Here is a 24,447-nt window from a genome sequence, read left to right on the forward strand (position 1 = left end):
TTCCCGTGCGTTCCCTCGATGCTGCCCGGACCGTCTGCGAGCGGTTCCACCCCGGACTGCTCAAGGAGCTGGACCGGATTCCCTACGCCGAGCGGGAGCGGCCCGGCAGCCCGGTGATCGACCTCTTCCGCATCCACGGCGGGGTCGGCCTGCTCATACCCGAGGCCTACGGCGGCCACGGCGCCGCCCCGCTCGAGGCGCTGCGGGTCCAGCTCGCCCTCGGCGCGCTCTCGCCGTCACTGGTCGCGGCCGTGTCCATGCACCACTTCACCGCCGCCATGCTGTACTCGCTGGCGGTCAAGTCGGGCCGGCTCACCGGCGCGCAGACCGAGCTGCTGCACCGGATCGTGCCCGAGCAGCAGGTGATGGCCTCCGGCTGGGCCGAGGGCCGTACCGCGCAGAACATCCTGAAGCCGGCCGTGACCGCGCGCCCGGTGGAGGGCGGGTTCCTGCTGTCCGGGTCGAAGAAGCCGTGCAGCCTGTCCCGTTCGATGAGCCTGCTGACCGCGTCCATCGCGATTCACGGTGAGGACGGCGGCGAGCCGGAGCTGGCGCTCGCGATCGTCCCGGCCCGTGCGCCCGGCATGTCCGTGCACCCGTTCTGGGGCAACGACCTGCTGGCCGGCGCGGAGAGCGAGGAGGTCCGGCTGGAGGACGTGTTCGTCCCCGCCGAGATGGTCGTACGGGCCGGCGCCGACGACCCGACGCGCCTGGACGACCTCCAGTCGGCCGGGTTCGTGTGGTTCGAGATGCTGATCTCCGCCGGGTACGCGGGCGCTGCCGCTGCGCTGGTGGAACAGGTGCTTGAGCGCAAGCGGGGCGGCGCCGAGGAGCGGGCCGCGCTCGCCGTCGACATGGAGGCCGCGCTCGCCCTGCTGGAGGGCGTGGCCCGCGGCACGGGGTCCGAGCCCGGCGACGAGGAGTCGGTGGCGCGGGTGCTGGTCGCCCGGTACGCGGTGCAGAACGCCTTGCCGGACATCGTCGGGCGGGCGCTGGAGCTGCTCGGCGGGCTTGAGTTCATCAGCAACTCCGCGAGCGCGCAGATCGCTGCCGCTACTCGAGCCCTTGCCTTTCATCCGCCGTCCCGCATCGGCGCGGCGGAACCGCTGCTCGCGTACTTCGGCGGAGGCGCGCTGGTCCTGGCGTAGAGCTCGGTCGGAAGAGCCGAGTGGGCGGCTGCGGGCCAGATGTGGCTGGTCGCGCCCACGCGGCGGAGCCGCACAGCAACACGGCCCCGCGTCCCTATGGGGCGCTGCACCCCACCGGCGTTATGACCCACCCACCCCTTTGGAGTGAGCGACACGTGACCGTCATCCAGGAATCCGTCGAAGCGCCGGCGGCGTCGGCCGCCGTCGACGAGGCGGAGATCCTCAATCTGTACCGGGCCCATCTCAGCAAGGGCCGGGCCACGCTCGCCGAGTTGTTCGGCAGCCACATGGAGGTGGCGTCCGAGGGAGCGTGGCTCACCACCAGCGACGGTGAGCGCTTCCTGAACGCCGGCGGCTACGGCGTGTTCATCATGGGCGCCCGCCACCCGATCGTCATGGAGGAGGTGGAGCGCCAGCTGCGCACCCACCCCACCGCGACCCGCATCCTGCTGGAGCCGACGGTGGCCCGCGCCGCCGAGGCCCTGGCCTCCGTACTGCCGCCCGGTCTCGACCGCGTGCACTTCGCGCTGTCCGGCGCAGAGGCGGTGGAGACCGGCCTGAAGCTGGCCCGAGCGAACGGCTACAAGCGCACCATCTCGATGCGCGGCGGCTACCACGGCAAGACGCTGGGCGCCCTGTCGGCGACCGCGAAGGACGTCTACCAGGCGCCGTTCCGCCCGCTCGTCCCCGACTTCCAGCACCTGCCGTTCGGCGACGCCGACGCCCTGGAGACCGAACTGAGGGCGCACCCGGGCGAGGTGTGCGTGATCCTGGAGCCGGTGCAGGGCGAGGGCGGGGTCATCATCCCGCCGAAGGGCTATCTCAAGCGGGTCGAGGAACTGGTCCGCGAGTACGACGGCTTCCTGATCCTCGACGAGGTGCAGTCCGGCTTCGGGCGGCTCGGCGAGTGGTGGGGCGCCGACATCGAGGGCGTCGTCCCGGACGTCCTGCTCACCGGCAAGGCGCTCGGCGGCGGGGTGATGCCGGTGTCGGCGGCCGTCGCCACCCGCAAGGCGTTCCGCCCCTTCGACAAGGACCCCTACGTCCACACCGCCACCTTCTCCGGGCAGCCGGTGCTGATGGCCGCGGTGCAGGGCGCGATCCGGGCCGTCAAGGAGGAGCGCCTGGTCACCCGGGCCATGGACCTCGGCGCCCGGCTGCTGCCGCGGATCGCGGAGGTGGCCCACCGCAACATCCCCGAGCTGGTCGTGGACGTGCGCGGCCGGGGTCTGCTCATCGGCGTGGAGCTCGTGGAGGCCGGTCTGGCCGGCGAGCTGCTGATCGAGCTGTTCAACCACGGCGTGGTCGCCAACCACTCCATGAACGGCAGCTCGGTGGTGCGGTTCACCCCGCCCGCCGTGCTGGACGACACCGACGTGGACTTCCTCGTCAACTCCTTCGACCTGGCCACCCGCGACCTCATCCGGGGCGCGGCCAAGATGCCGGAAGGCGGTAACTGATCGTGCGGCACGTCGAACTCGATGCCCTGATACCCGCGGAGCAGGCTGAAACGGTCCTGCACGCCGTACGGCGCTGGGAGAGGTACCCGGACCTGGCGCCCCACGTCAACGCGACCACGGTGCACGCCTCCTATCCCGACCCGACGGCGTCCTCCAGCTGGGAGCTGCACTTCCGCAGCGGTCTGCTGCGCTGGACCGAGGACGACACCGTCGACCCGGCGGCCGGCGAGATCCGCTTCGAGCAGTCCGACGGCGACTTCGACTCCTTCACCGGGACCTGGTCGATCCAGCAGTCCGGGGACGACGTCACCGTCCGCTTCGATGCCGACTTCGACTTCGGCATCCCGAGCCTGGAGGGCATCCTCGACCCGATCGCCGAGCGGGTCGTCAAGGAGACCGTCGCCTGGGCGCTGACCGGGCTGTACCCGGCCGTGCGCATCCAGGGCGGCATCGAACTCACCGCGCCCGCCGCGGTCGGCGCCTAGGAATCTGCCGAGGAGCTGACCATGGACCAGGCGAACCCGTTCGAGACACCGCGCACCTACTCGCTGCACCGCGCCGAGTACCTGGTGGGCCTCGCCGTCACCACCGGCCTGATCGTCTACCACTTCGGCGACATCCGCTGGCTGCCGGCGCTCGGACTGTTCCTCTACATCGATCTGATCGGCTACATCCCCGGCGCCGTCGCGTTCAAGAAGAGCGGCGGCCGGCCGATCCCCAAGGCGTACTACGTCCTCTACAACGTCATGCACAGCCTCATCACGCAGGGCGCGGTGGCCGCGCTGTGGTGCTGGCTGGTCAAGCCCGAGTGGGCGCTGCTGGTGCTGCCGTTCCATCTGTTCGGCGACCGTGGCCTGTTCGGCAACTTCATGAAGTCCTTCGCGCTGCCCTTCGAACCGGTACGCCAGGAGGGTTATCTGCGCCTCCTCGACGACCTGGGCCTGCCCCATCCCAAGCCCGTGGGGCACGCGATGGACCCGGTGCCCGTCGGGCATGTCGCGGCACGGCCGGTCGTGCGGGAGACGGAGGCCGTGCGATGACCACCGCGACCGATGTCCGGCGGGTGGTCCGGCAGGACCCGGCCGAGCGCCGCCGGGCCCTGTACCACCTCGCCTCCCCGGTGTCGGTGCTGACCACCGGCCCCGAGCAGCGGATGCACGGCACCACCGCGAGCACGGTCACCCTGGTCTCGCGCTCGCCCCTGCTGGTCGGTGTGGTGCTGCGGGCGGGCTCGTCCTTCGCCCGGCTGGCCGCCGCCGAGGGACGGTTCGCGATCAACGTGCTCGGCGGCGACCAGGCCGACGTGGCCCGGCGGTTCGCCGACAGCCACCGCCCCGACGGCGACGCGGCCTTCGCGGGCCTGGCCTGGACGGCGGACCGGTACGCGCACGCCCCGCTGATCGCGGGCGCACTCGCCCACTACGTCTGCCGGTTCCACTCCGCGCACGCGGCGGGTGACAGCGAACTGCTGCTCGGCCACGTCGTGCGCGCCACCGCCGACGACGGGCTCCCCCTGTTCAGTTACGCCGGCGGGCTCCACGCCGGCTCCCTGCGCCCGGCGAAGGAGGCCGCCGCATCATGACCGCACCCGTTGCTCCTGAGGCGGACTGGGAGAAGGCACCCGGTCTGCTGGACGGCGCGAAGGAACTCACCCTCGGCCCCGAGGAGTGCGACCTCGCCTACTGGATCACCTCGGTGGCCCAGGGCACGCTGCGCGACCGCGGGGTGACCGGGCATCACGAGAGCGCGCTCACGCCCGACTTCCTGAAGGCGCCAGGACCGCTGCGCGAGGCGCTGGTGCTGGAGTTCGGCTTCCGGGCGCTGGCGGAGGAGCTGGCCACCCGGCTGCTCGGCCACTACGTGTCCATTGCGCCCGGCATCCCGCAGATGGAGTTCTACGCCACCCAGCTGATCGACGAGGCCCGGCACGCCCGGGTCTTCCGCCAGCACCTGGTGGAGCTGGGCGTCCCGGCGAACACGCTGCTCAAGGACATCGAGGAGATGGCCCGGGACTACCGCAAGCGGGTCCTGGACCCGGTGGTGGACTTCACCCTGGACATCGTCCGCGACCAGGCCGACTTCCCCGGCGGGGTCGCCGTGTTCGCCATCATCATCGAGGGCGTGCTCGCCCCGGCGGCCGAGCTGAGCGAGCGCAAGTGGACCCCGCTGTCCCCGGCGACCGGCGAGATCTCCCGCGGCACCGCGATCGACGAGATCCGCCACCTCACCGTGGCCAGCACCATCCTGCGCGACCACGTCATCGAGCACCCGGAGTACAAGCCGCGGCTGCTGGAGATCCTGCGCTCGGGTGTGAAGCTGTGGGACGAGATCCCGGACCGGGAGTTCGTCATCCACCGCGAGGAGCTGTTCCAGGAGGGCATGTTCCAGCACGCCGACAGGATCGGCGACTACGAGATCTGGCCGGGTGTCCGGCTGCTCGACACCACCGCCGAGCAGCGCTACGACATGGCCGAGCGGTGGACCGACGAGATGGCCGAGGTCCGCATGGACTACATGGGCCTGCCCGTCGGCGTCCTCGCCTCGGAGGCCGGCGCATGAGCACCGGGCGGGCCGCGGTCGTCACCGGCATCGGGTCGTACGTCCCGCCGGGCGTGGTGACCAACGACGACCTGGCCGCCCGCCTCGACACCTCCGACGCCTGGATCCGGTCGCGCACCGGGATCGCCGAGCGGTACTTCATCTCCCCGGGCACCTCCACCGGCGACCTGGCGGTGGAGGCGGGCCTCAGAGCGCTGAAGTCGGCGGGCGACGAGGAGGTCGGGGCGGTGGTGCTGGCCACCACCACCCCGGACCAGCCCTGCCCGGCGACCGCACCGCAGGTGGCCGCGCGGCTGGGGCTCGGACACGTGCCCGCCTTCGACGTGGCGGCCGTCTGCTCCGGGTTCCTGTACGGACTGGCCTCGGCCGCGGGGCTCATCGCGGCCGGGGTCGCGGACCGGGTGCTCCTGATCGCGGCGGACGCCTTCACCACGATCATCAATCCCGAGGACCGCACCACCGCGGTGATCTTCGCGGACGGCGCGGGCGCAGTGGTCCTGCGCGCGGGCTCGGCCGGCGAACCCGGCGCGATCGGTCCGCTGGTGCTCGGCAGCGACGGCGAGCTGAGCCATCTGATCGAGGTACCGGCCGGCGGCTCCCGGCAGCGGTCCACCGACCGGCCGGCCGCCCCGGAGGACCACTACTTCCGGATGATCGGCCGGGAGACCTACCGGCACGCGGTGGAACGCATGACCGCCGCGTCCACCGAGGCCGCCGAACGGACCGGCTGGCGGCTGGCGGACGTCGACCGGTTCGTGGCCCACCAGGCCAACGCCCGGATCCTGACCGCCGTTTCGGACCGGCTCGGCATCCCCGCCGAGCGGCAGCTGAGCAATATCGAGCGGGTCGGCAACACCGGCGCCGCCTCGATTCCGCTGCTGCTCGCCGAGGCCACCGCCGAGGGGCGGCTCGCCGAGGGCCACCGGGTGCTGCTCACCGCGTTCGGCGGAGGCCTTTCGTGGGGCGCGGCCACGGTCGTCTGGCCGGAGCTGCAGACCATTTGACCGACCGTCAGTCACTCATATCGATTCAGCGGTACGCGGGGCGCGTACACCTTCGAAAGGAACCGACATGCTGGAGCAGCTCAAGGAAATCCTGTCCAACAAACTCAAGGTGTCGCCCGAGTCGATCACTCCGGAGGCCACCCGGGAGGACATCGAGCTGGACTCGCTGGCCGTGGTGGAGCTGTCGCTGCTGCTGAAGTCCGAGCTGGACCTGGACATCAGCGACGACGACCTCCTGGAGGCCGAGACCGTGGCCGACATGGTCCGGCTGATGGAGGAGCGGAGCGCGACGGTCTGATGGCCGGGATGGACATCGCCGTCACCGGGCTCGGCCTGGTCACCCCGGGTGGCATCGGGGTCGGGCCGAGCTGGGCCGCGGTCTGCGACGGCAGGCCGGCCGCCGCCCTGGATCCGTTGCTGGCGGACAACTCCGTACAGATCTCCTGCCGGGTGCCCGGCTTCGACCCCGAGACCCTGCTCAGTGCGCGGCGCGCGCACCGCCTGGACCGGTTCGTACAGTTCGCGCTGGTCGCCGCGCACGAGGCGGTGGCCGACGCGGGCCTGGACCCGCAGACCTGGGACGGCGCGCGGGTGGGTGTGGTGCTGGGCTGCGCCGACGGCGGGCCGGGCACGGTCGAGGACCAGCACCGTGTGCTGCGCGAGCAGGGCGCCGACCGCGTGTCGCCGCTGCTGCTGCCCATGCAGCTGCCGAACATGCTGGCCGGTCAGACGGCCATCGAGTTCGGGGCGACCGGGCCCAACCTGGTGGTGGCGACGGCCTGTGCCTCGGGTGCGACCGCCATCGGGACGGCCCGGGACCTGCTGGCGCTCGGCCGGTGCGACATCGTGCTGGCCGGCGGCAGCGAGGCCATGATCACCCCGCTGGTCATGGCCGGGTTCGCCCAGATGGGCGCGCTGTCCAAGCGGCACGACGACCCCGCGTCCGCGTCCCGTCCCTTCGACGCGGACCGGGACGGCTTCGTCGCCGGTGAGGGCGCCGGGATCCTCGTGATGGAGCGGGTCGCGGACGCACGGGCCCGTGGGGCGCACATCCACGGGCGGATCATCGGGTACGGCGCGACGGCTGACGCGCACCATATGACGTCGCCGCATCCGGACGGTGCGGGGATCGAGGCCGCGGTACGCGCGGCGCTGGCCGATGCGGGTGCCGATCCGGACGACGTGCAGCACGTCAACGCGCACGGTACGTCGACGCCGCTCAACGATCTGTCCGAGGCGCGGATGATCCAGCGGACCCTGCGCGGGGATCCGGTGGTCACGTCCACGAAGGGAGTCACTGGTCATCTGCTCGGGGCGGCGGGTGCGGTGGAGGCCGCGTTCGCTGTGCTGAGTGTCGAGCATGAAGTCATTCCGCCTGTGGCCAACCTGGTCATGCCTGATCCGCGGATGGAGATCAAGCTGGCTCAGACCGTCACCGAGATGCCCGTCGATCTGGCTCTGAGCAACTCGCTGGGGTTCGGCGGGCAGAACACGGCGCTCGCGATTGCACCTGCCTAGTCCGGTGGTTCGGCGAGTGCGGGCCGTATGTGGCTGGTCGCGCAGTTCCCCGCGCCCCTTCAGGGCGCTTCCACAGCCGTCCGCAGAGAGACCTCTGCGGGCGGCTGTTCCCCGTCCCTCTCCCCTGCTTTGGAGTCCCCTATGTCCACCAGCGGTTCCCCGCCCTCGCAAGGCCGACTCGGTACCGGGCACATCCTCTTTCTCATCGTCGCCGCTGCCGCACCGCTCTCCGCCATGGTCGGCACCGTCCCGCTCGCGTTCGCCTTCGGGGACGGTGCGGGTGTGCCTGCGGCCTTTCTGTTCGCCGGGGTCACCCTCCTGTGCTTCTCGGTCGGGTATGCGGTCAGTGCTCGTCGTACCGGCGGATCCGGTGGCTTCTACGCTTCCGTCGCCGACGGGCTCGGGCGGCCGCCCGCGGTCGCGGCCGGGTATGTCGCGCTGCTCTCCTACAACTGCGCGACCATCGGGCTGGCGGGTGCGCTCGGCTACTTCACCCAACTGGTGCTCGCCGCCCATGGGTTGACGGTGTCCTGGGAGTGGTGTGCGGCCGTCGGGCTGGTGCTGACGGCCGTGCTCGGGTACCGGGAGATCGCGCTCAGCGCGCGGGTGCTGGCGCTGCTGATGCTCGGCGAGATCGGTGTGCTGGCCGCGCTGGACGTGGCGATCCTCGCCCGGCACGGCGTGCACGCCCTGCCCACCGCCTCCTTCTCCCCGCACATCGCGGCCGGGCACGGCGCCGGCGTCTCGCTGATGTTCGCGTTCGTGTCCTTCATCGGCTTCGAATCGGCCGCCCTGTACGGCAAGGAGGCGAAGGACCCGCGGCGCAGCGTGCCCCGCGCCACCTACGCGGCCGTCGTCCTGATCGCCGGCTTCTACGCCCTGACCAGCTGGCTGGCGGTGGGCGCGGTCGGCAGCGACCGGGTGCGCGAGGTCGCGGGCAAGCAGATGGGCGACCTGTTCTTCGTCCTCGGCGACGACTTCCTCGGCGAGGCGGGCAGCACCGGGCTCCAGATCCTGCTCTGCACCAGCCTGTTCGCGGCGACACTGGCCCTGCACAGCGCCGCGGGCCGCTACGCCCAGGTGCTCGCCGCGGACGGACTGCTGCCCGGCGCGCTGGCCGCCGAGCACCCCCGGCACCGCTCCCCGTACCGGGCGAGCCTCGCGCAGAGCGCGCTGACCGCGGTGGTCGTGGCCGGTTTCGCCGTCGCCGGTCTCGACCCGTACGCCGATCTGACCACCAGCATGCTCGGCCTCGGCACCCTGGGCATCGTCGCCCTGCAGGCCCTGGCCGCGCTGTCCGTGCTCGGGCTGCGGCTGCGCGGCGAGGGGCGCGGGCACTGGTGGCGGGAGACCGTGGCCCCGCTGCTGGGCTTCGCGGGCCTGGCCGCCTCCGTCTGGCTGGTGGTCGGCAACTTCGACATGCTCACCGGCTCGCCGTCCCGGGTGATCGCCGCCCTGCCCTGGCTGCTGCCGCTGGTCGCCCTGGGCGGCCTGGTGTACGCCGCCCGGCTGCGCTCGGCCCAGCCGCTGCGCTACCGCCTGCTCGGTGTCCGGCACACCGCCGTACCGGATCTGCCGCCCGCCGCCCCCGCCCTGTCAGGAGACCGCCATGCATGATCCCCAGCAGCTGATCGAGGCCGGCCCGGACGCCGTACGGCGTCTGGCCCGCCGCCGCTACCACCTGGACCTGGACACGCTGACGGCCGCGCTGCGCGCCCGTTCGGCCACACAAGGCGAGGTCACGCGGCTGCGCACCGAGCTGAACCGCACCGCCAAGGCCCGCCGCTCCGGCCCGCCCACGGAGGCGGAGAAGGAGGCCGCCCGCGCGCTGCGCGCCGAGGTGCAGCAGGCGGAGGCCGCCGCCCGCACGGCCGCCGGTGAACTGACCGACCTGCTGCTCGGCATCCCCAACCTGCCGCTGGACGCCGTACCGGACGGCGACTCGGAGAAGGAGGCAGTGGAGATACGGCGCGGGGGTCCGGCCCCGCGTCCGGCCGCCGGGTCCCGGCACCACGCGGAGATCGGCGAGGCGCTCGGCATCCTGGACTCCCCCGCGGCGGCCCGGCTCTCGGGCGCCCGGTTCAGCGTGGCCCGCGGTGCCGGTGCCCGTCTCGAGCGGGCCCTCGGTGACTTCTTCCTGGACCTGCACACCCGCGAGCACGGCTACACCGAGCAGTCGGTGCCGTTCCTGGTCGGCCGGGACACCATGACCGGCACCGGGCAGCTGCCCAAGTTCGAGGAGGACCTGTTCCGCACCCAGGTCGGCGACCGGGAGCTGTTCCTGATCCCGACGGCCGAGGTGCCGCTGACCAACCTGGTGGCCGGACAACTCCTGGACGCGCGGACCCTGCCGTACGCGTTCACGGCCCGCACCCCCTGCTTCCGCGCGGAGGCGGGGGCGTACGGCCGGGACACCCGGGGTGTGCTCCGGCTGCACCAGTTCGAGAAGGTGGAGCTGGTGCGGATCTGCGCGCCGGAGGCGGCGCAGGAGCAGCTGGACCTGATGGTCGCGCACGCCGAGGAGTGCCTGCGCCGACTCGAACTGGCCTTCCGTACGGTGCTGTTGCCCGCGGGCGACATGGGCTTCTCGGCGCGGATGACGTACGACATCGAGGTGTGGCTGCCCGGTGGCGGCTCCTACCGGGAGATCTCCTCGGTGTCGGACTGCGGCACGTTCCAGGCCCGTCGCGCGGACATCCGGGTCAAGCGGGCCGACGGCCGCAAGACCCCGGCGGCCACCCTGAACGGCTCGGCACTCCCGATCGGGCGGACGGTGGCCGCGCTCCTGGAGCAGGGCGTCCAGGACGACGGTTCCGTGCTCCTGCCGGAGGCGCTGGTGCCGTACACCGGGTTCCGGCGGATCCTGCCGGGTGGGGCGACCGAGTAACGCACGGCAAAGGGGCGGGGGTTGAGGCCGTAGCCTCAACCCCCGCCCCTTTGCCGTGCGGTGGCTCACGCGCCCGTCATGTGCACCCCGCCGTCCACGTGGACGATCTCGCCCGTGGTGCGCGGGAAGAAGTCCGACAGCAGGGCAACCACGCCGCGGGCGGCCGGGTCCGGGTCGGTGAGGTCCCAGCCGGCCGGGGCCCGGTCGGTGGTCCAGACGTCGGCCAGACCGGCGAAGCCGGGGATGGACTTGGCGGCCATAGAGCGCAGCGGTCCGGCCGCGACGAGGTTGCAGCGGATCCCGCGGCCGCCGAGGTCGCGGGCCAGATAGCGGCTGGTGGACTCCAGGGCGGCCTTGGCGACGCCCATCCAGTCGTAGTGCGGCCAGGCGACGGCCGCGTCGAAGGTGAGCCCGACCACCGAGCCGCCGCGCCGCTCCAGCAGGGGCAGGCAGGCGGTGGTCAGCGACTTCAGGGAGTACGCCGAGACGTGCACGGCCGTCGACACGTCGTCCCAGGTGCCGTCCAGGAAGGAGAAGGCGCCCTCGGGGCCGTAGGCGATGGAGTGCACGACGCCGTCGAGGGAGTCGACGTGCCCGCCGATCCGCTCGGCGAGGCTGTCCAGGTGGCCCTGGTCCGTGACGTCCAGCTCGATCACCGGGGCCGGCTTGGGCAACCGGGCCGCGATGCGCTCGATGAGGGAGAGCCGGCCGAAGCCGGTCAGCAGGACCTCGGCGCCCTCCTCCTGGGCGATCCGGGCGACGTGGAAGGCGATGGAGGCGTCCGTGACGACCCCGGTCACCAGGATCCGCTTGCCGGCGAGGATGCCGCTCACGCCACCGACACCCCCTTCGACAGGGCGCTCACCAGCGGCGAGTCGTGGTCCTGGGGGCCGAGGGAGCTGCCGCCGCCGGGCGCGCCGAGGCCCTCGAAGAAGGCGGCGTTGGAGGCCGCGTGGTCGGCGCCCCACTCCTCGGGCAGGTCGTCCTGGAAGTAGATGGCATCGACCGGGCAGACCGGTTCGCAGGCTCCGCAGTCCACGCATTCGTCCGGATGGATGTACAGGGCGCGGCGGCCCTCGTAGATGCAGTCCACGGGGCACTCCTCGATGCAGGAGCGGTCCTTGACGTCGACGCAGGGCAGTCCGATGACGTAGGCCATGCTCAACTCCTCTTCATGACAGGTAGGTTCACTTGACCGGGGTGCCGGTGGTGCGCTCGCCGAGGGTCAGCACGGTGACGGCGAGGACGGCCATGGCGGCGGCGATGACGGCGAACAGGGCGCCGGGGCCGTGGGCGTCCAGGACCGGCAGCAGCACGAACGGCAGCGCGGCGGCGCTGAGTTTGGACAGCGAGTAGGCGGCACCGGAGGCGGTGGCGCGGATCGCGGTGGGGTACTGCTCGGACAGGTAGACGTGCGAGACGCTGGAGAAGACGTTGCTGCACAGCGTGTACGCGAAGCCGCACGTCACGATCTGCGCGGCCGAGTCCGCATAGGCGAAGCCGAGTCCGGCCACGACCATCGCGGTCGCCGAGAGGGCGATCAGGGTGCGCCGCTCGATGCGGTCCACGACGGGTAGGGCGAGCGCGGAGCCCACCGGGTAGCCGAGGAAGGACAGCGCGGTGAAGCCGAGGCCGGCGACGATGCCGTAGCCCTTGGCGGCGACGATCTGCGGGGCCAGCGTGCCGAAGCCGTAGTAGCCGACGACCGAGAGCACGCAGAACAGCCAGAGGACGAGGGTGCGGCGCAGCAGGCCGGGGCCAAGAACATCACGCAGCCGGGGCTGCGCTCCGAAGGGGCGCGGGACAGCATCGATATGCGGCTCCGCCGCGGGGCGCGACCAGCCACCAGGGTGTCGCAGACGATCGACGGCATAGCGCGGCACTTCCGGCGGAGCATCCATCGGCAGTCCACGGCCCGCGGCCTCCGCCTCCATCCGGGCCACCAGCCGCTCGGCCTGAGCAGTCCGGCCGGTCGCTGCCAGCCAGCGCGGGGACTCGATCAGCTGCCGGCGCAGGCCCCACACCACGGCCGAGCCGAGCGCGCCGAGCACGAACAGCCAGCGCCAGCCGGCCACGCCCAGCGGGGTCAGCGGCACCAGCCACAGCGCGGCGAAGCCCACCGCGGGCACGCCGCAGAAGGCGAGGGTGTAGGCCCAGGCGATGAAGCGGCCGCGCTTCTTCGCGGGCAGCACGTCGGCCAGGTAGCAGTCGGACAGCGCCTGCTCGGCGCCGATGCCGATGCCGGCGAAGAAGCGGGTGACGATCAGCCAGGCGGCGTTCGGGGAGAAGGCACCGAGCAGCGAGAAGACCGAGTAGATGGCGAGGTTGATCAGGAAGGCCCGGCGCCGGCCGAACCGGTCGGCGATCCGGCCGAGCGTCAGGGAACCGATGAACTGGCCGACGAACACGGAGGCCAGGACGAGTTTGAGCGAGGTGGCGCCGAAGCCGAAGTCGCTCTGCAGCACCTTGCCGATGGTGCCCGACAGGTTGTTCTCGAAGGTGTCGAAGAACAGGCCGACGCCGATGACCGCGGTGAGTCTGCGGTGCAGGGGAGTGATCGGCATCCGGTCCAGGCGGACCCCGATCGGGGCGGGAGCGGTGACTCCGCCCGCCGCCGCGGTGGTCTGGGACATGGGGCTGGCTCCTTCGGTACTCCTGGGGACTGTTCATGCACCGCTCCCGGGAAGGAACCGCCCGGGCCGCCGACGGGCCCGGGCGTGCGGCCCGGGGGCCGGGGTGTGGGGGGTGTGGGGATGTGGGGGTCGGGCAGGGGGCGCCGGTGGGGGTCAGGCCGCTTCCATGGCCCGGCGCCGGATCTGCTCCTCCACGTCACCGCGCCGCACGGGCGCGCTGACCTCGTGCAGATAGGAAGCGACCTCGCGGTACGAGGCCCAGAAGCCGACCTCGTGGTACGGCACCCCGCGCTCGGCGCAGTACTGCATGGTCAGTTCCCGGGCACGCCCCAGGTTCTTCTGCGGCATCGCCGGGAACAGGTGGTGCTCGACCTGGTAGTTGAGGCCGCCGTAGAGGAAGTCGACCAGCCAGTTGGGCCGGATGTTGCGGGAGGTGAGGACCTGTCGCTCCAGCCAGTCCAGGGTCTCCTCCTCGCCGTCGCGGATCTGCATGCCCTTGTGGTTCGGGGCGAAGATCATCCCGAAGTAGACGCCGAGGGCGGCGTGCTGGACCAGGATGAAGGCGACCGCGAGCGCCGGGGACAGGAGGGTGAAGACCAGGGTGAGGTAGACGGCGGCGCGCAGCAGGATCAGGAACGTCTCCAGCACGGGCCGCTTGGTCTTGCCCTGGACGATCGACAGGACCGCCGTCCTGAGCATCTTGAAGCCCTCGAGCACCAGCAGCACGAAGAACAGCACGCTCTGGTAGCGCACGACGAACTTCTGGGTGCCCTTGCGGCTCGGGTACTGCTTGATGTCGAAGATGGCGGTGCGCCGGCCGATGTCCGGGTCCATGTCCAGGTGGTTGGGGTTGCTGTGGTGCCGGTTGTGGTGGTTGACCCACCAGCCGTAGCTGACCCCGTTGACCAGGTTGGCGTGGACGTAGCCGACCGCGGAGGCGGCCTTCTTGCTGCGGAACATCGCCTTGTGGCCGGCGTCGTGCCACATGAACGCCGACTGGCCGCCGCACAGACCCATCCACACGGCCGTGAGGAGCTGCCACCAGGAGTCGCCCAGCTCGAAGAAGGCGGCGAACCCGATCAGCAGCAGGGTGGTGTTGAGGGCCAGGCGGCCGACGTAGTACCGCGGGTCGAGGTCGAGGAGGCCTTCGGCCTTGACCCGTTTGAGCAGTTCGGCGAAGGTCGCCGAGGCACCTGTGCGCTGTCCGGCGCCGGCGCCTCCACCGGTGGCCAGAGCCCCGGCTTCTTGTGTGTGCGGACGCTGCATGCGTTGCTCTCCTTGGGAGAAGTGCCCGGATCGGGCGGCGGCGCCGCTGCCCCGCGGACCTGCGGGCGCCGCGAGTCGACAAGGCTCCCGCGTGCGGTCACCGTCGGGGGCGGGATCCGCCCGGCGGACCCGGGTGACGGGAGCACAGTGCGGTGCTCCCGGGCCCGGACCGCCGGGCGAACGTGTGTCCAGCGTTCCGTGGAACGCTGATGTGCCACTGATACCGGTCTGACCAGGTGTGGGGTGCCGCCTTCAATGGCTCGCTCAGGCGGCCGCTTCGGCGCGCAGCCGCTCGTCGAGGGCGCGTACGACCGTGTCGGCGGCCTCGGCGACCGCCTCGTCGTCGGGCGCGCCGATGACGGCCATCAGCTGCTCGACCATGGCGTGCTGGAGTTCTTCGGTGGACTGGCTCATGTCGTCGGCTCCTGTCGGTGACGGTGGGTCAGAATGCGTTGCAGGCACGGAAGATGTGCGCGAAGCCGGGCAGCGAGGCCTGCGGTCCGTCGAAGGCGACGTACTCGGGAATGAGCACGTCGGGGGCCCATTTCTGCTTGTACGACAGCTGCGTCTGCGCCGGGTACAGGGCCGCGCCCTCGGCCCACAGAGCGTGCATCAGCCACTGGAACGCGGGGCTGTGGCCGTCGAGTTCGTGGCTCGCGTCCAGGCCGGTGAACGGCGTGAACCCGAAGTGCAGCCACTCGACGCCCTCGGCGCGGAACACCTCGATGGCGTGCGCGTTGATGGCCTCCATCAGGCCCGGGGAGCCCTCGGGGATGCGGCGGCTGAGGTCGTGCATCCAGCCGGCCCGGCTGCCGTAGACCGGCGAGTACGAGATGTAGGCGACCGGGGCGCCGTCGATGGTGCCGACGAAGAGCCGGCGGTGGGCCTGGACCGCGCCGCCGATCTGGCCGACGAGGAACTCCAGCTGCTGGGCGCCGCCCTTGGAGCCGAGCCAGGCCTGGTCGATGGCGGCGATGGCGTCCCGCACGTCGGCCGCGTCGACCTCCTGGATCACGAGGCCGTTGCGCACGGCGCGGGAGATCTTGTTGCGCAGCTGCATGAACTTGGTGCCGCGCAGGGTGAACTCGGCGAGGCCCACCGCCCAGGAGGCGCCGACCTGGTTGACGGTGAAGCCCAGCTGGGCGTAGCGCTCGGCGTCGGCGCGCTGGAGCTGGACGCCGACCAGGGTGCGGCCCTCGGCGCGGACATGGCTGCGGAAGGCGTCGAGGAGGGTGCCGTAGTCCCCCTCGGCGGCGAAGGGACCGCCGAGCTGCACGGCGTAGCGGCCGGTGCGGCGGTAGACGACCACACCGTCCGCGCCCGGGACGGTGAAAATACTGTTTCCGCTGTTCAGCGTCAGGAACGAACTCGGGTTCTCGCTTGCCGTGTGGGTGCGTATGGCATCGAGAACCGGGCTGTCCGAGACGGTTTCGGTGGTGGTCGCGGTCATTCCCGTACCCCTTTCGGGAGCGTTTTCCATCGAAGGGAGTACAGCACCGACTGGATGCCCGGGAAAAGGGCCGAAAGGAATTCATTGCCTGCGTCAGAAGCGTGTCAGCATTCCGTCAGCAGGCACTGCCACTGTGGTCCCAGTGAACGGCACGGAAACCCGGAGCCGGGAGCGAGGAGAGGTGCCCGGAGTGGCTGATCGGGGACCATGAGCACGCCTCTAGGTCGGGCCCGCAAAGGCCCACGCAGGTTCAAATCCTGCCCTCTCCGCCACCGGCGGTGCGACAGCCGGAGCATCGTCGGACCGGAATTCCGTGCGTGGTGACCTCCCATTCACCGACCCGCCGCACGGAATGCATCATCCCACCCCCGGTACTGCGCCGAAGGCGGCTCAGCACCGGATTCCCAGGAACCGCCGGCCCCCCCGTCCCGGCGGAGCAACCGCCCCGGCGGGCCGCGAAGGAGTCGAGGCCCGCCGGGGCGCGGCGCGTTCGGTCACCCTGTCTTTCACCGCAGCACGAACCCAGAAAGAAATATCTTCGCCAAGGAATTGCCACCAAGGGGGGAAGACATGCTGAGGTTCAGCATTCTCGGGGCACTTCAGATACTCACCACGACCGGCCCGGCGGACATCTCCGGCGATCTGCAGCGCACCCTGGTGCAGACGCTGCTGGTCAGCGAGGGCCAGCCGGTGTCCGGGGAGAGCCTGGCCGAGGAGATGTGGGGGGATGCCGCCCCCGACCACCAGGCCAACGCGCTCCAGGCGCATGTCAGCCGCTTACGCCGCCGGCTGCGCGAGCTGGAGCCGGACCGGCCGGCCTCCCGGCTGACCATCCACCCCTCCGGCTACCGGCTCGGCGTGGGCGAGGGCGAGCTGGACGCGGCCGAGTTCATCCGGGCGGTGCGGCTCGCCGAGTCCGCCGGAGCGGACGACGCGGCCCACACCGCGGGGCTGCTCGGCGAGGCGCTCGCGATGTGGCGCGGTCCGGTCTTCGGCGGGTTCGCGGCCGGGACGCTGTGCCAGCTGGCGGGCGCCCGCTTCGAGGAGTACCGGATGCGGGCCATGGAACTGCGCTTCGACGCCGAACTGCGGCTCGGCCGGCACGCCGCCGTCCTTGCGGAACTGGCCGAGGCACACACCAACCACCCCCTGCGGGAACGCTTCTGCGAGCAGTTGATGGTCGCCCTGTACTGCTCGGGACGGCAGGCCGACGCCCTCGACGTCTTCCGCCGGATGCGCCGCCACCTCGACGACGAACTCGGCATCCAGCCCTCCCCCGCCCTGCGCCGGATCGAGAACGCGATCCTCTCCCACGACCCCGCCCTGACCGGCGACACGCACCTGCAACCGGTTTGAGCGCACCCAGGGCCGGTTCGCGTAAGTGTCCCGTCAGCAGCCGGTCAGCCCGCCTTGTCACGCTCGACGGGCAGGTGGCAGCAGCCGGGCGACCGACGTCCCGTCACTTCACTCAAGCAGGGGGAGACATGAGGTCCCGCGTCGAGGAACTGGCCGGTATACGCGAACGCGTGCTCGCCGGCCCGAGTGCCAGAGCGACCGCCGCCCAGCAGGCCAAGGGCAAGCTCACTGTGCGCGAACGGATCGGCCTGCTCCTCGACGAGGGCTCGTTCCGCGAGGTCGAGCCGCTCAGGCGGCACCGGGCGACCGGGTTCGGTCTGGAGGCGAAGAAGCCGTACACCGACGGTGTGGTCACCGGCTGGGGCACGGTCGAGGGCCGGACCGTCTTCGTCTACGCGCATGACTTCCGGATCTTCGGCGGCGCCCTCGGCGAGGCCCACGCCACGAAGATCCACAAGATCATGGACATGGCCATCGCGGCGGGCGCGCCCCTGGTCTCCCTGAACGACGGCGCAGGCGCCCGCATCCAGGAGGGCGTCACCGCCCTCGCGGGCTACGGCGGCATCTTCCGGCGCAACACGGCCGCGTCCGGGGTCATCCCGCAGATCAGCGTGATGCTCGGCCCGTGCGCCGGAGGTGCCGCCTACAGCCCCGCGCTCACCGACTTCGTCTTCATGGTCCGTGAGACGTCCCAGATGTTCATCACCGGCCCGGACGTCGTCAAGGCGGTCACCGGCGAGGAGATCACCCAGAACGGCCTGGGCGGTGCCGACGTCCACGCGGAGACCAGCGGCGTGTGCCACTTCGCGTACGACGACGAGCAGACCTGCCTGGAGGAGGTCCGGTATCTGCTCTCCCTCCTCCCCCGCAACAACCGCGAGAACCCGCCCGCGGTGCCCTGCGACGACCCGGCCGACCGCCGCTGCGAGGCGCTGGCCGACCTGGTGCCGGTCGACGGCAACCGGCCCTACGACATGACCCGGGTGATCGAGGAGATCGTCGACGACGGCGAGTACCTGGAGGTGCACCAGCGCTGGGCGCGCAACATCATCTGCGCGCTGGCCCGCCTGGACGGCCAGGTCGTCGGGATCGTCGCCAACCAGCCGCAGACCCTGGCCGGTGTGCTGGACATCGAGGCGTCCGAGAAGGCGGCCCGCTTCGTGCAGATGTGCGACGCGTTCAGCATTCCGATCGTCACCCTGCTCGACGTGCCCGGTTTCCTGCCGGGCGTCGGCCAGGAGCACGGCGGCATCATCCGCCACGGCGCGAAACTGCTGTACGCCTACTGCGACGCGACCGTGCCCCGGATCTCCCTGATCCTGCGCAAGGCCTACGGCGGCGCCTACATCGTCATGGACTCCCAGTCGATCGGCGCCGACCTGACCTACGCCTGGCCCACCAACGAGATCGCGGTGATGGGCGCGGAGGGCGCCGCGAACGTCATCTTCCGCCGCCAGATCGCCGAGGCCGACGACCCGGAGGCCAGGCGGGCCGAGCTGGTCAAGGAGTACAAGGCCGAGCTGATGCACCCGTACTACGCGGCCGAACGCGGCCTGGTGGACGACGTCATCGACCCGGCCGAGACCCGCTCGGTCCTCATCGCCGCACTGGCGATGCTGCGCTCCAAGCACGCCGAGCGCCCCGCCCGCAAGCACGGCAACCCCCCTCAGTGACCCGGCACGGCAACCTGCAGTCGACGGAGGTCCCCATGTCCCCCACGTCTCCCGCGTCCCTCACCGCCCCCATCCGCGTCGAGAAGGGCGAGGCAACGGACGAGGAGCTGGCCGCAATCGCGGTGCTGCTGCTCAGCCGTAGCGCCCTGGCCGGGGCCGGCAGCGAGGTCGCGTCCCCCGGTACCACCTCCTGGCGCCCGCACGCCTTCCACGCGCCGCACAGCTGGCAGCGTTCCTGACGGGTCGCGGGCGCCCGCCGAGCGGCCCGGCACGCACCGGTGTGCCGGGCCGCTCGGCGGGCGCGCGGCTCACTTCTTGGTGAGCTTGACGTCCTTGCCCTGGACGGCGTGGAAGGCCGGCAGCAGCAGGAGGCCGCCGGGGCGCAGTTCGGTGACCGTGGCCTGCACGCGGACCTTGCCGGCCTTGAAGGGGTTCGGCGTGACCTTGCCGGAGTTCTCCCAGTGGTGTTCGGCGCCGTCGCACTGGGCGAGCGTGCCGCCGATGCCGTGCTCGACGTTGGGATCGCCCTGGCCGATCGAGGAGCTGACGAAGGCCGGTCCGGAGGCCCCGGTGCAGCGGTAGGTGCCGGAGAGGGTGACGGTGCCGTCCGAGGCGATGGTGCCGGTCGGGTCGACGGTCACGGTCTCGGACGGGTCGGCGGCGGCCGGGCCGACGGCGGTGCACAGCAGGGCTGCGGCGCCGAACAAGGCGGCCAGGGCGGGGCGTACAGGCATGGGATACCTTCCAGTTCCGTGGGTGCGGGCCTCCACTGGTACCGGGTGGCCGAGCCGCCGGGCGTGACCTCACTCCATCGGTGGCGCGTCATGGAACCGTCCGGGAGTTGTCCGCGTGTTGTCACGCTTCACGGCAGGCGGTTCCGGGGCGTTCACGACAGGAGGATGGTCTGAGCATGCCGGGCGGCGGCCGCATCCGCCGGCCCCCCTCACATCCGATGTGGAGGTGCGCCATGTGCTCCTACCGAACCTCGTGCGCCGCGTCCGACGCCGCCACCCCGCACCCCGTGGCCGCCCACCCCGAGCAGGGCTGGACCCTGCTGTGCGACGGCTCGATCGTCTTCGACGACACCGGGGAGCTGCACCCGGACGGCAGCGTGGTCCCGCCGCGCCGGGTCCCGGCCGAGCGGCTCCCCGTGGCGGCGTGAACGCCTACGGCAGTACGGCGAACCCGTCCAGCTCCACCAACGCCTGCTCGTCCCACAGCCGTACGACCTCCACGACCGCCATCGCCGGATAGTCCCGTCCCGCCGACTCCTGCCAGATGCGGCCGAGTTGGCGGGCATGGGTGCGGTAGGCGGCGACGTCGGTGGCGTAGACGGTGACGCGGGCGAGGTCGGCGGGGGTGCCACCGGCCGCGCGCAGGGCGGTGAGCAGGTTGGTGAGCGCCTGCTCGAACTGCTCGGGGAGCGTGGCGCCGGTGACCTTGCCGTCGGCGTCGAGGGCGGTCTGGCCCGCCAGGAACACCACACGGGAGCCGGCCGCGACGACGGCGTGCGAGAAGCCCGTGGCCGGGGACAGGCCGGGCGGGTTGATGCGCTCGGTGGTCACCGGGCCGCCTCCTCGCGTGTCATGGCGTACAACTCCCTGGCGATGATGCCCCGTTGGACCTCGCTCGCGCCCTCGTAGATCCGTGGCGCGCGGACCTCGCGGTAGAGGTGTTCGAGGAGGTGGCCGCGGCGCAGGGCGCGGGCGCCGTGCAGTTGGACGGCGGTGTCGACGACGTACTGCGCGGTCTCGGTGGCGAGCAGTTTGGCCATCGCGGCGCGCCCCGGCACACCGGGGGCGCCGTCGTCGTACGCCGTGGCCGCCGCGTACACCATCAGCCGGGCCGCCTCCGTGCGCAGGGCCATCTCGGCGACCTGGTGAGCCACGGCCTGCAGATCCATCAGCTTGCCGCCGAAGGCGTCCCGTCCACGGGTGTGCTCCAGGGTGGCGTCGAGCGCCGCCTGGGCCATGCCGACCGCGAAGGCCCCGACGCTGGGCCGGAAGAGGTTCAGGGTGCCCATGGCGACGGCGAAGCCGCGGTCGACCTCGCCGAGCACGTCGTCCGCGGTGACGGGTACGGCGTCGAAGTCGAGGGCGCCGATGGGGTGCGGCGAGATCATCTCCAGTGCGGAGCCGGTGAGTCCGGGCCGGTCGGCGGGGACGAGGAAGGCGGTCACTCCGCGGGCTCCGGCGCCGGGTGTGGTGCGCGCGAAGACGGTGTAGAAGTCGGCCTCGGGGGCGTTGGAGATCCAGCACTTGGCGCCGGTGAGCCGCCAGCCGGCGGCGCCGTCCGGCTCGGCGGCGAGGGCGAGGGCCGCCGCGTCCGAGCCCGCGCCCGGCTCGCTCAGCGCGAACGCGGCCACGGCGCCGCCGTCGGCCACCCGGGGCAGCCAGCGCTCACGCTGGGCGGTGCTGCCGTACGCGTGCACCGGGTGGGCACCCAGGCCCTGGAGGGCGAGCGCGGTCTCGGCCTCGGTGCAGGTCTGGGCCAGGGACTCCCGCATCAGGCACAGATCGAGGGCACCGGAGGTGAACAGCCGGGCGAGCAGCCCGAGGTGGCCGAGTTCGGCGAGGAGCGGCCGGTTGACCCGGCCCGGTTCGCCCTTGTCGGCGAGCGGGCGCAGCCGTTCGGCAGCCAGCGAGCGCAGCTCGGCACACCAGGCGGCCTGCTCCGGTTCGAGTGAGAATGCGGGCATCTGCCGGTCCTCCCTCCGAGGCGGATCGCGGTGACCCGTCCCCGTCACCCTCCGAGGTTATCGCGCACAGTTGACTGCCGTCACCAAGACGATACGCTCGATGAGCGAGGGGGTGTCTTCCGGATCAGGTCGGTTACAGGAAAGGGAAGTTCGCAGCCGACCCGAGAGCGGGGTCTGGTGCGTGCAGCTGCAAGGCGGAGGAGGGCGTCGACGCGGAGCGTCGGCAACCGACGACAACGCGGCAGATGTGCGTGCCAGACCCCGCGACGCCGGCATGATCCTGAAGACACCCCCTAGGCCCACCAGGACGCCCGAGCTCATCTGGACGCCCGTCTCGACGCTTGTCACGGCTAGGGGGCGAACCGCCATGCACGTCTCGGCCCACGTCGACACCTTCGCGCGCGACCATCTCCCCCCGCCGGACGAGTGGCCGAAGCTCTGCTTCGACCTGCCGGAGCTGCACTACCCCGAACGGCTCAACTGCGCCGCCGAGCTTCTCGGCCACACCGACCCCGCCCGCCCGGTCTTCCGCACGCCGACGGGCCCCGCCTGGACCTACGGGGAGCTGCGCGCCCGCGTCGACCGCATCGCCCACGTCCTCACCGGTGACCTGGGCGTCGTACCCGGCAACCGGGTCCTGCTGCGCGGCCCCACCACCCCCTGGCTCGCCGCCTGCTGGCTGGCCGTGCTGAAGGCGGGCGCGGTCGCGGTCACCGTGCTGGCCCAGCAGCGTCCGCACGAGCTGGCCACGGTGTGCGAGATCGCCCGGGTCCGGCACGCGCTGTGCGACATCCGGGCCGTGGACGACCTGGCGAAGGCCGATGCACCCGGGCTGCGCATCACGACGTACGGCGGGGACGCCCCGGACGACCTGCTCCGCCGCCCGGCGCCCGGCACCCCGTTCCCGGCGGTCGACACCGCAGCCGACGACATCGCCCTGATCGCGTTCACCTCCGGCACCACGGGTCGCCCGAAAGGGTGCATGCACTTCCACCGGGACGTGCTGGCCATAGCCGACACCTTCTCCAGACATGTGCTGCGCCCCCATGCCGACGACGTCTTCACCGGCAGCCCCCCGCTCGGCTTCACCTTCGGCCTCGGCGGACTGGTGATCTTCCCGATGCGGGCCGGCGCCAGCGCCCTGATCCTCGAACAGGCCGGCCCCCGGCAGCTGCTGCCCGCGATCGCCGAGCACCGGGTCTCGGTCCTGTTCACCGCGCCGACCGCCTACCGGGCGATGCTCGGCGAGCTGCACGGGCACGACATCTCCTCGCTGCGGCGCTGCGTGTCGGCCGGCGAGAACCTGCCCGCGGCGACCTGGCGAGCCTGGCACGAGCGCACCGGCATAGGCCTGATCAACGGCATCGGTGCCACCGAGCTGCTGCACATCTTCATCTCCGCGGCCGACGAGCGGATCAGGCCCGGCACGACCGGCGTCCCGGTGCCGGGCTGGCAGGCACGGGTGCAGGACGCGGACGGCAAGGAGGTGCCCGACGGCGAGCCGGGCCTGCTCGCGGTCCGCGGCCCGGTGGGCTGCCGGTATCTCGCCGACCCCCGGCAGCGGGAGTACGTGCGCGGCGGCTGGAACGTCACCGGCGACACCTACGTCCACGAGGGCGACGGCTACTTCCGCTATGTGGCCCGCGCCGACGACATGATCATCTCGGCCGGGTACAACATCGCCGGACCGGAGGTCGAGGACGCGCTGCTGCGCCACCCGGACGTGGTCGAGACGGCGGTGGTCGGACGGCCCGACGAGACGCGCGGCCAGGTGGTGGTGGCGTACACGGTGCTGCGGGACGGAGCACCCCGCGACCCCCAGGCCCTGCGCGCCTTCCTCACCTCCGAACTGGCGCCCTACAAATGCCCGCGCGAGTTCGTCTTCCTCGACGCGCTCCCCCGCACGGCCACCGGCAAGCTGCAGCGGTTCCGTCTGCGCACCGAAGGTGACCAGCAGTGATGCCGACGACCTAAAATGATCAACGTGTCCGAGCAGCACGCCCCCAGGTCCCTCATCGTCACGCTCTACGGCGCGTACGGCCGCTTCATGCCCGGCCCGGTGCCCGTCGCCGAGCTGATCCGGCTCCTGGCCGCGGCCGGGGTCGACGCGCCGTCCGTACGCTCCTCGGTGTCCCGGCTCAAAAGACGCGGCCTGCTGCTGCCGGCCCGCACGGACAGCGGCGCGGCCGGCTACGAACTCTCCCCCGAGGCACGCCAGTTGCTGGACGACGGCGACCGGCGCATCTACGCGACGGCACCCCCCGAGGACGAGGGCTGGGTCCTGGCGGTCTTCTCCGTCCCGGAGTCGGAGCGGCAGAAGCGGCACGTACTGCGCTCCCGGCTGGCCGGCCTCGGCTTCGGCACGGCGGCGCCCGGGGTGTGGATCGCCCCGGCCCGCCTGTACGAGGAGACCCGGCACACCCTGCGCCGCCTGCACCTCGACCCGTACGTCGACTTCTTCCGCGGCGAGCACCTCGGCTTCGCCCCCACCCCCGAGGCGGTCACCCGCTGGTGGGACCTGACCGCGATCGCCGAGGAACACGAGCGCTTCCTGGACGTGCACGCCCCCGTCCTGCACGCCTGGGAGCACCGCACGGACACCCCGCCCGAGGAGGCCTACCGCGACTACCTCCTCGCCCTGGACTCCTGGCGCCACCTCCCCTACACCGACCCGGGCCTGCCCACCGCTCTCCTGCCCGCCGACTGGCCGGGCGTCCGCTCGGCGGAGGTGTTCCGCGCCTTGCACGAGCGGCTGCGGGACGCGGGGGCGGGGTTCGTGGGTGTGTGACCGCAGG

At 71.9% G+C, this 24,447-nt stretch carries 26 protein-coding genes and 1 tRNA gene; 18 read left to right on the plus strand and 9 right to left on the minus strand.

The window, feature by feature from the left end; genetic code table 11:
- Positions 1-5: 5 nt before the first annotated feature.
- The 11 genes from AQI88_RS26665 (at position 6) to serS (ending at position 10,576) form a co-directional block, all read left to right on the plus strand.
- Positions 6-1,148, plus strand: coding sequence for an acyl-CoA dehydrogenase family protein (locus tag AQI88_RS26665; protein ID WP_067003927.1), 1,143 nt, complete (start codon positions 6-8; stop codon positions 1,146-1,148).
- A gap of 155 nt (positions 1,149-1,303) precedes the next feature.
- Positions 1,304-2,608, plus strand: coding sequence for an aspartate aminotransferase family protein (locus AQI88_RS26670; RefSeq protein WP_067003929.1), 1,305 nt, complete (start codon positions 1,304-1,306; stop codon positions 2,606-2,608).
- Positions 2,609-2,610: 2 nt separating this feature from the next.
- Complete coding sequence (locus AQI88_RS26675; protein ID WP_067003931.1) at positions 2,611-3,093, plus strand: type II toxin-antitoxin system RatA family toxin; 483 nt, start codon at positions 2,611-2,613, stop codon at positions 3,091-3,093.
- A 21-nt stretch (positions 3,094-3,114) separates the two neighbouring features.
- Positions 3,115-3,648, plus strand: a complete 534-nt coding sequence (locus tag AQI88_RS26680) for a hypothetical protein (RefSeq protein ID WP_067003933.1) — start codon at positions 3,115-3,117, stop codon at positions 3,646-3,648.
- Complete coding sequence (locus tag AQI88_RS26685) at positions 3,645-4,190, plus strand: flavin reductase family protein (RefSeq protein ID WP_067003935.1); 546 nt, start codon at positions 3,645-3,647, stop codon at positions 4,188-4,190. Before AQI88_RS26680 ends, AQI88_RS26685 begins: the two co-directional genes overlap by 4 nt.
- Entirely contained in the window at positions 4,187-5,167 is a 981-nt protein-coding gene (locus AQI88_RS26690) for a ferritin family protein (RefSeq protein WP_067003937.1), read from the plus strand. Before AQI88_RS26685 ends, AQI88_RS26690 begins: the two co-directional genes overlap by 4 nt.
- Complete coding sequence (locus tag AQI88_RS26695) at positions 5,164-6,171, plus strand: beta-ketoacyl-ACP synthase III (protein ID WP_067003939.1); 1,008 nt, start codon at positions 5,164-5,166, stop codon at positions 6,169-6,171. The genes AQI88_RS26690 and AQI88_RS26695 overlap by 4 nt, the downstream gene beginning before the upstream one ends.
- A 67-nt stretch (positions 6,172-6,238) precedes the next feature.
- Positions 6,239-6,469: a phosphopantetheine-binding protein gene (locus tag AQI88_RS26700; RefSeq protein WP_067003941.1), complete on the plus strand. Its 231-nt coding sequence runs from the start codon at positions 6,239-6,241 to the stop codon at positions 6,467-6,469.
- Positions 6,469-7,689, plus strand: a complete 1,221-nt coding sequence (locus AQI88_RS26705; RefSeq protein ID WP_067003943.1) for a beta-ketoacyl-[acyl-carrier-protein] synthase family protein — start codon at positions 6,469-6,471, stop codon at positions 7,687-7,689. Before AQI88_RS26700 ends, AQI88_RS26705 begins: the two co-directional genes overlap by 1 nt.
- Before the next feature lie 141 nt (positions 7,690-7,830).
- The gene (locus tag AQI88_RS26710; RefSeq protein WP_067003945.1) at positions 7,831-9,306 is read left to right on the plus strand and encodes an APC family permease; all 1,476 of its coding nucleotides are present in this window, start codon (positions 7,831-7,833) and stop codon (positions 9,304-9,306) included.
- Positions 9,299-10,576 (plus strand): serine--tRNA ligase, encoded by a 1,278-nt coding sequence (gene serS / locus AQI88_RS26715; RefSeq protein ID WP_067003947.1) that lies wholly within the window; start codon positions 9,299-9,301, stop codon positions 10,574-10,576. Before AQI88_RS26710 ends, serS begins: the two co-directional genes overlap by 8 nt.
- Before the next feature lie 65 nt (positions 10,577-10,641).
- Here the strand turns inward: serS and fabI are convergent, their stop codons facing one another.
- The 6 genes from fabI to AQI88_RS26740 all read right to left on the minus strand — a co-directional run bounded on the left by fabI (position 10,642) and on the right by AQI88_RS26740 (position 15,925).
- Positions 10,642-11,409: an enoyl-ACP reductase FabI gene (fabI, locus tag AQI88_RS26720; protein WP_067003949.1), complete on the minus strand. Its 768-nt coding sequence runs from the start codon at positions 11,407-11,409 to the stop codon at positions 10,642-10,644.
- The gene (fdxA, locus tag AQI88_RS26725; protein WP_067003951.1) at positions 11,406-11,735 is read right to left on the minus strand and encodes a ferredoxin; all 330 of its coding nucleotides are present in this window, start codon (positions 11,733-11,735) and stop codon (positions 11,406-11,408) included. The genes fabI and fdxA overlap by 4 nt, the downstream gene beginning before the upstream one ends.
- A gap of 28 nt (positions 11,736-11,763) precedes the next feature.
- Positions 11,764-13,209 carry an MFS transporter gene (locus AQI88_RS26730; protein ID WP_067003953.1) on the minus strand — a complete coding sequence of 482 codons (1,446 nt, stop codon included), beginning with the start codon at positions 13,207-13,209 and terminating at the stop codon, positions 11,764-11,766.
- 153 nt (positions 13,210-13,362) lie between these two features.
- Complete coding sequence (locus AQI88_RS26735) at positions 13,363-14,475, minus strand: fatty acid desaturase family protein (RefSeq protein ID WP_067003955.1); 1,113 nt, start codon at positions 14,473-14,475, stop codon at positions 13,363-13,365.
- 264 nt (positions 14,476-14,739) lie between these two features.
- On the minus strand, positions 14,740-14,889 hold the full coding sequence (locus AQI88_RS46735; RefSeq protein ID WP_167357475.1) for a hypothetical protein: 150 nt from the start codon (positions 14,887-14,889) through the stop codon (positions 14,740-14,742).
- Between the two features lie 28 nt (positions 14,890-14,917).
- The gene (locus AQI88_RS26740; protein ID WP_067003957.1) at positions 14,918-15,925 is read right to left on the minus strand and encodes a DUF2156 domain-containing protein; all 1,008 of its coding nucleotides are present in this window, start codon (positions 15,923-15,925) and stop codon (positions 14,918-14,920) included.
- A 175-nt stretch (positions 15,926-16,100) separates the two neighbouring features.
- Between AQI88_RS26740 and AQI88_RS46095 the strand changes: the two genes are divergently transcribed.
- The 4 genes from AQI88_RS46095 to AQI88_RS26755 all read left to right on the plus strand — a co-directional run bounded on the left by AQI88_RS46095 (position 16,101) and on the right by AQI88_RS26755 (position 19,193).
- A tRNA-OTHER gene (locus tag AQI88_RS46095) sits at positions 16,101-16,197 on the plus strand.
- Positions 16,198-16,495: 298 nt separating this feature from the next.
- The gene (locus AQI88_RS26745; RefSeq protein ID WP_067003959.1) at positions 16,496-17,281 is read left to right on the plus strand and encodes an AfsR/SARP family transcriptional regulator; all 786 of its coding nucleotides are present in this window, start codon (positions 16,496-16,498) and stop codon (positions 17,279-17,281) included.
- Positions 17,282-17,409: 128 nt separating this feature from the next.
- Complete coding sequence (locus AQI88_RS26750) at positions 17,410-18,954, plus strand: acyl-CoA carboxylase subunit beta (RefSeq protein ID WP_067003961.1); 1,545 nt, start codon at positions 17,410-17,412, stop codon at positions 18,952-18,954.
- Between the two features lie 35 nt (positions 18,955-18,989).
- Positions 18,990-19,193 (plus strand): acyl-CoA carboxylase subunit epsilon, encoded by a 204-nt coding sequence (locus tag AQI88_RS26755; protein WP_067004181.1) that lies wholly within the window; start codon positions 18,990-18,992, stop codon positions 19,191-19,193.
- 69 nt (positions 19,194-19,262) lie between these two features.
- Here the strand turns inward: AQI88_RS26755 and AQI88_RS26760 are convergent, their stop codons facing one another.
- A complete protein-coding gene (locus tag AQI88_RS26760; protein ID WP_067003963.1) occupies positions 19,263-19,688 on the minus strand; it encodes a DUF6299 family protein in 426 nt (141 codons plus the stop codon).
- Positions 19,689-19,921: 233 nt separating this feature from the next.
- On the opposite strand from AQI88_RS26760, the gene AQI88_RS26765 reads away from it, so the two are divergent.
- Positions 19,922-20,116: a DUF5999 family protein gene (locus tag AQI88_RS26765; RefSeq protein ID WP_067003965.1), complete on the plus strand. Its 195-nt coding sequence runs from the start codon at positions 19,922-19,924 to the stop codon at positions 20,114-20,116.
- Positions 20,117-20,120: 4 nt separating this feature from the next.
- Here the strand turns inward: AQI88_RS26765 and AQI88_RS26770 are convergent, their stop codons facing one another.
- A complete protein-coding gene (locus AQI88_RS26770; RefSeq protein ID WP_067003967.1) occupies positions 20,121-20,519 on the minus strand; it encodes a RidA family protein in 399 nt (132 codons plus the stop codon).
- A complete protein-coding gene (locus tag AQI88_RS26775) occupies positions 20,516-21,652 on the minus strand; it encodes an acyl-CoA dehydrogenase family protein (RefSeq protein WP_067003970.1) in 1,137 nt (378 codons plus the stop codon). The genes AQI88_RS26770 and AQI88_RS26775 overlap by 4 nt, the downstream gene beginning before the upstream one ends.
- Before the next feature lie 367 nt (positions 21,653-22,019).
- Between AQI88_RS26775 and AQI88_RS26780 the strand changes: the two genes are divergently transcribed.
- On the plus strand, positions 22,020-23,612 hold the full coding sequence (locus AQI88_RS26780) for an AMP-binding protein (protein ID WP_067003972.1): 1,593 nt from the start codon (positions 22,020-22,022) through the stop codon (positions 23,610-23,612).
- Positions 23,613-23,627: 15 nt separating this feature from the next.
- A complete protein-coding gene (locus AQI88_RS26785) occupies positions 23,628-24,440 on the plus strand; it encodes a PaaX family transcriptional regulator (protein WP_067003974.1) in 813 nt (270 codons plus the stop codon).
- Positions 24,441-24,447 lie beyond the last annotated feature (7 nt).

This window comes from Streptomyces cellostaticus (assembly GCF_001513965.1).
Classification (GTDB): domain Bacteria; phylum Actinomycetota; class Actinomycetes; order Streptomycetales; family Streptomycetaceae; genus Streptomyces; species Streptomyces cellostaticus.

What these genes read in the sequence shown, in the direction of transcription:
- AQI88_RS26680 (WP_067003933.1), top strand. Translation starts at nt 3,115, where the DNA reads ATGGACCAGGCGAACCCGTTCGAGACACCGCGCACCTACTCGCTGCAC.
- AQI88_RS26685 (WP_067003935.1), top strand. Translation starts at nt 3,645, where the DNA reads ATGACCACCGCGACCGATGTCCGGCGGGTGGTCCGGCAGGACCCGGCC.
- AQI88_RS26690 (WP_067003937.1), top strand. Translation starts at nt 4,187, where the DNA reads ATGACCGCACCCGTTGCTCCTGAGGCGGACTGGGAGAAGGCACCCGGT.
- AQI88_RS26695 (WP_067003939.1), top strand. Translation starts at nt 5,164, where the DNA reads ATGAGCACCGGGCGGGCCGCGGTCGTCACCGGCATCGGGTCGTACGTC.
- AQI88_RS26700 (WP_067003941.1), top strand. Translation starts at nt 6,239, where the DNA reads ATGCTGGAGCAGCTCAAGGAAATCCTGTCCAACAAACTCAAGGTGTCG.
- AQI88_RS26705 (WP_067003943.1), top strand. Translation starts at nt 6,469, where the DNA reads ATGGCCGGGATGGACATCGCCGTCACCGGGCTCGGCCTGGTCACCCCG.
- AQI88_RS26710 (WP_067003945.1), top strand. Translation starts at nt 7,831, where the DNA reads ATGTCCACCAGCGGTTCCCCGCCCTCGCAAGGCCGACTCGGTACCGGG.
- serS (WP_067003947.1), top strand. Translation starts at nt 9,299, where the DNA reads ATGCATGATCCCCAGCAGCTGATCGAGGCCGGCCCGGACGCCGTACGG.
- fdxA (WP_067003951.1), bottom strand. Translation starts at nt 11,735, where the DNA reads ATGGCCTACGTCATCGGACTGCCCTGCGTCGACGTCAAGGACCGCTCC.
- AQI88_RS26730 (WP_067003953.1), bottom strand. Translation starts at nt 13,209, where the DNA reads ATGTCCCAGACCACCGCGGCGGCGGGCGGAGTCACCGCTCCCGCCCCG.
- AQI88_RS26735 (WP_067003955.1), bottom strand. Translation starts at nt 14,475, where the DNA reads ATGCAGCGTCCGCACACACAAGAAGCCGGGGCTCTGGCCACCGGTGGA.
- AQI88_RS46735 (WP_167357475.1), bottom strand. Translation starts at nt 14,889, where the DNA reads ATGAGCCAGTCCACCGAAGAACTCCAGCACGCCATGGTCGAGCAGCTG.
- AQI88_RS26740 (WP_067003957.1), bottom strand. Translation starts at nt 15,925, where the DNA reads ATGACCGCGACCACCACCGAAACCGTCTCGGACAGCCCGGTTCTCGAT.
- AQI88_RS26745 (WP_067003959.1), top strand. Translation starts at nt 16,496, where the DNA reads ATGCTGAGGTTCAGCATTCTCGGGGCACTTCAGATACTCACCACGACC.
- AQI88_RS26750 (WP_067003961.1), top strand. Translation starts at nt 17,410, where the DNA reads ATGAGGTCCCGCGTCGAGGAACTGGCCGGTATACGCGAACGCGTGCTC.
- AQI88_RS26755 (WP_067004181.1), top strand. Translation starts at nt 18,990, where the DNA reads ATGTCCCCCACGTCTCCCGCGTCCCTCACCGCCCCCATCCGCGTCGAG.
- AQI88_RS26760 (WP_067003963.1), bottom strand. Translation starts at nt 19,688, where the DNA reads ATGCCTGTACGCCCCGCCCTGGCCGCCTTGTTCGGCGCCGCAGCCCTG.
- AQI88_RS26765 (WP_067003965.1), top strand. Translation starts at nt 19,922, where the DNA reads ATGTGCTCCTACCGAACCTCGTGCGCCGCGTCCGACGCCGCCACCCCG.
- AQI88_RS26775 (WP_067003970.1), bottom strand. Translation starts at nt 21,652, where the DNA reads ATGCCCGCATTCTCACTCGAACCGGAGCAGGCCGCCTGGTGTGCCGAG.
- AQI88_RS26780 (WP_067003972.1), top strand. Translation starts at nt 22,020, where the DNA reads ATGCACGTCTCGGCCCACGTCGACACCTTCGCGCGCGACCATCTCCCC.
- AQI88_RS26785 (WP_067003974.1), top strand. Translation starts at nt 23,628, where the DNA reads ATGATCAACGTGTCCGAGCAGCACGCCCCCAGGTCCCTCATCGTCACG.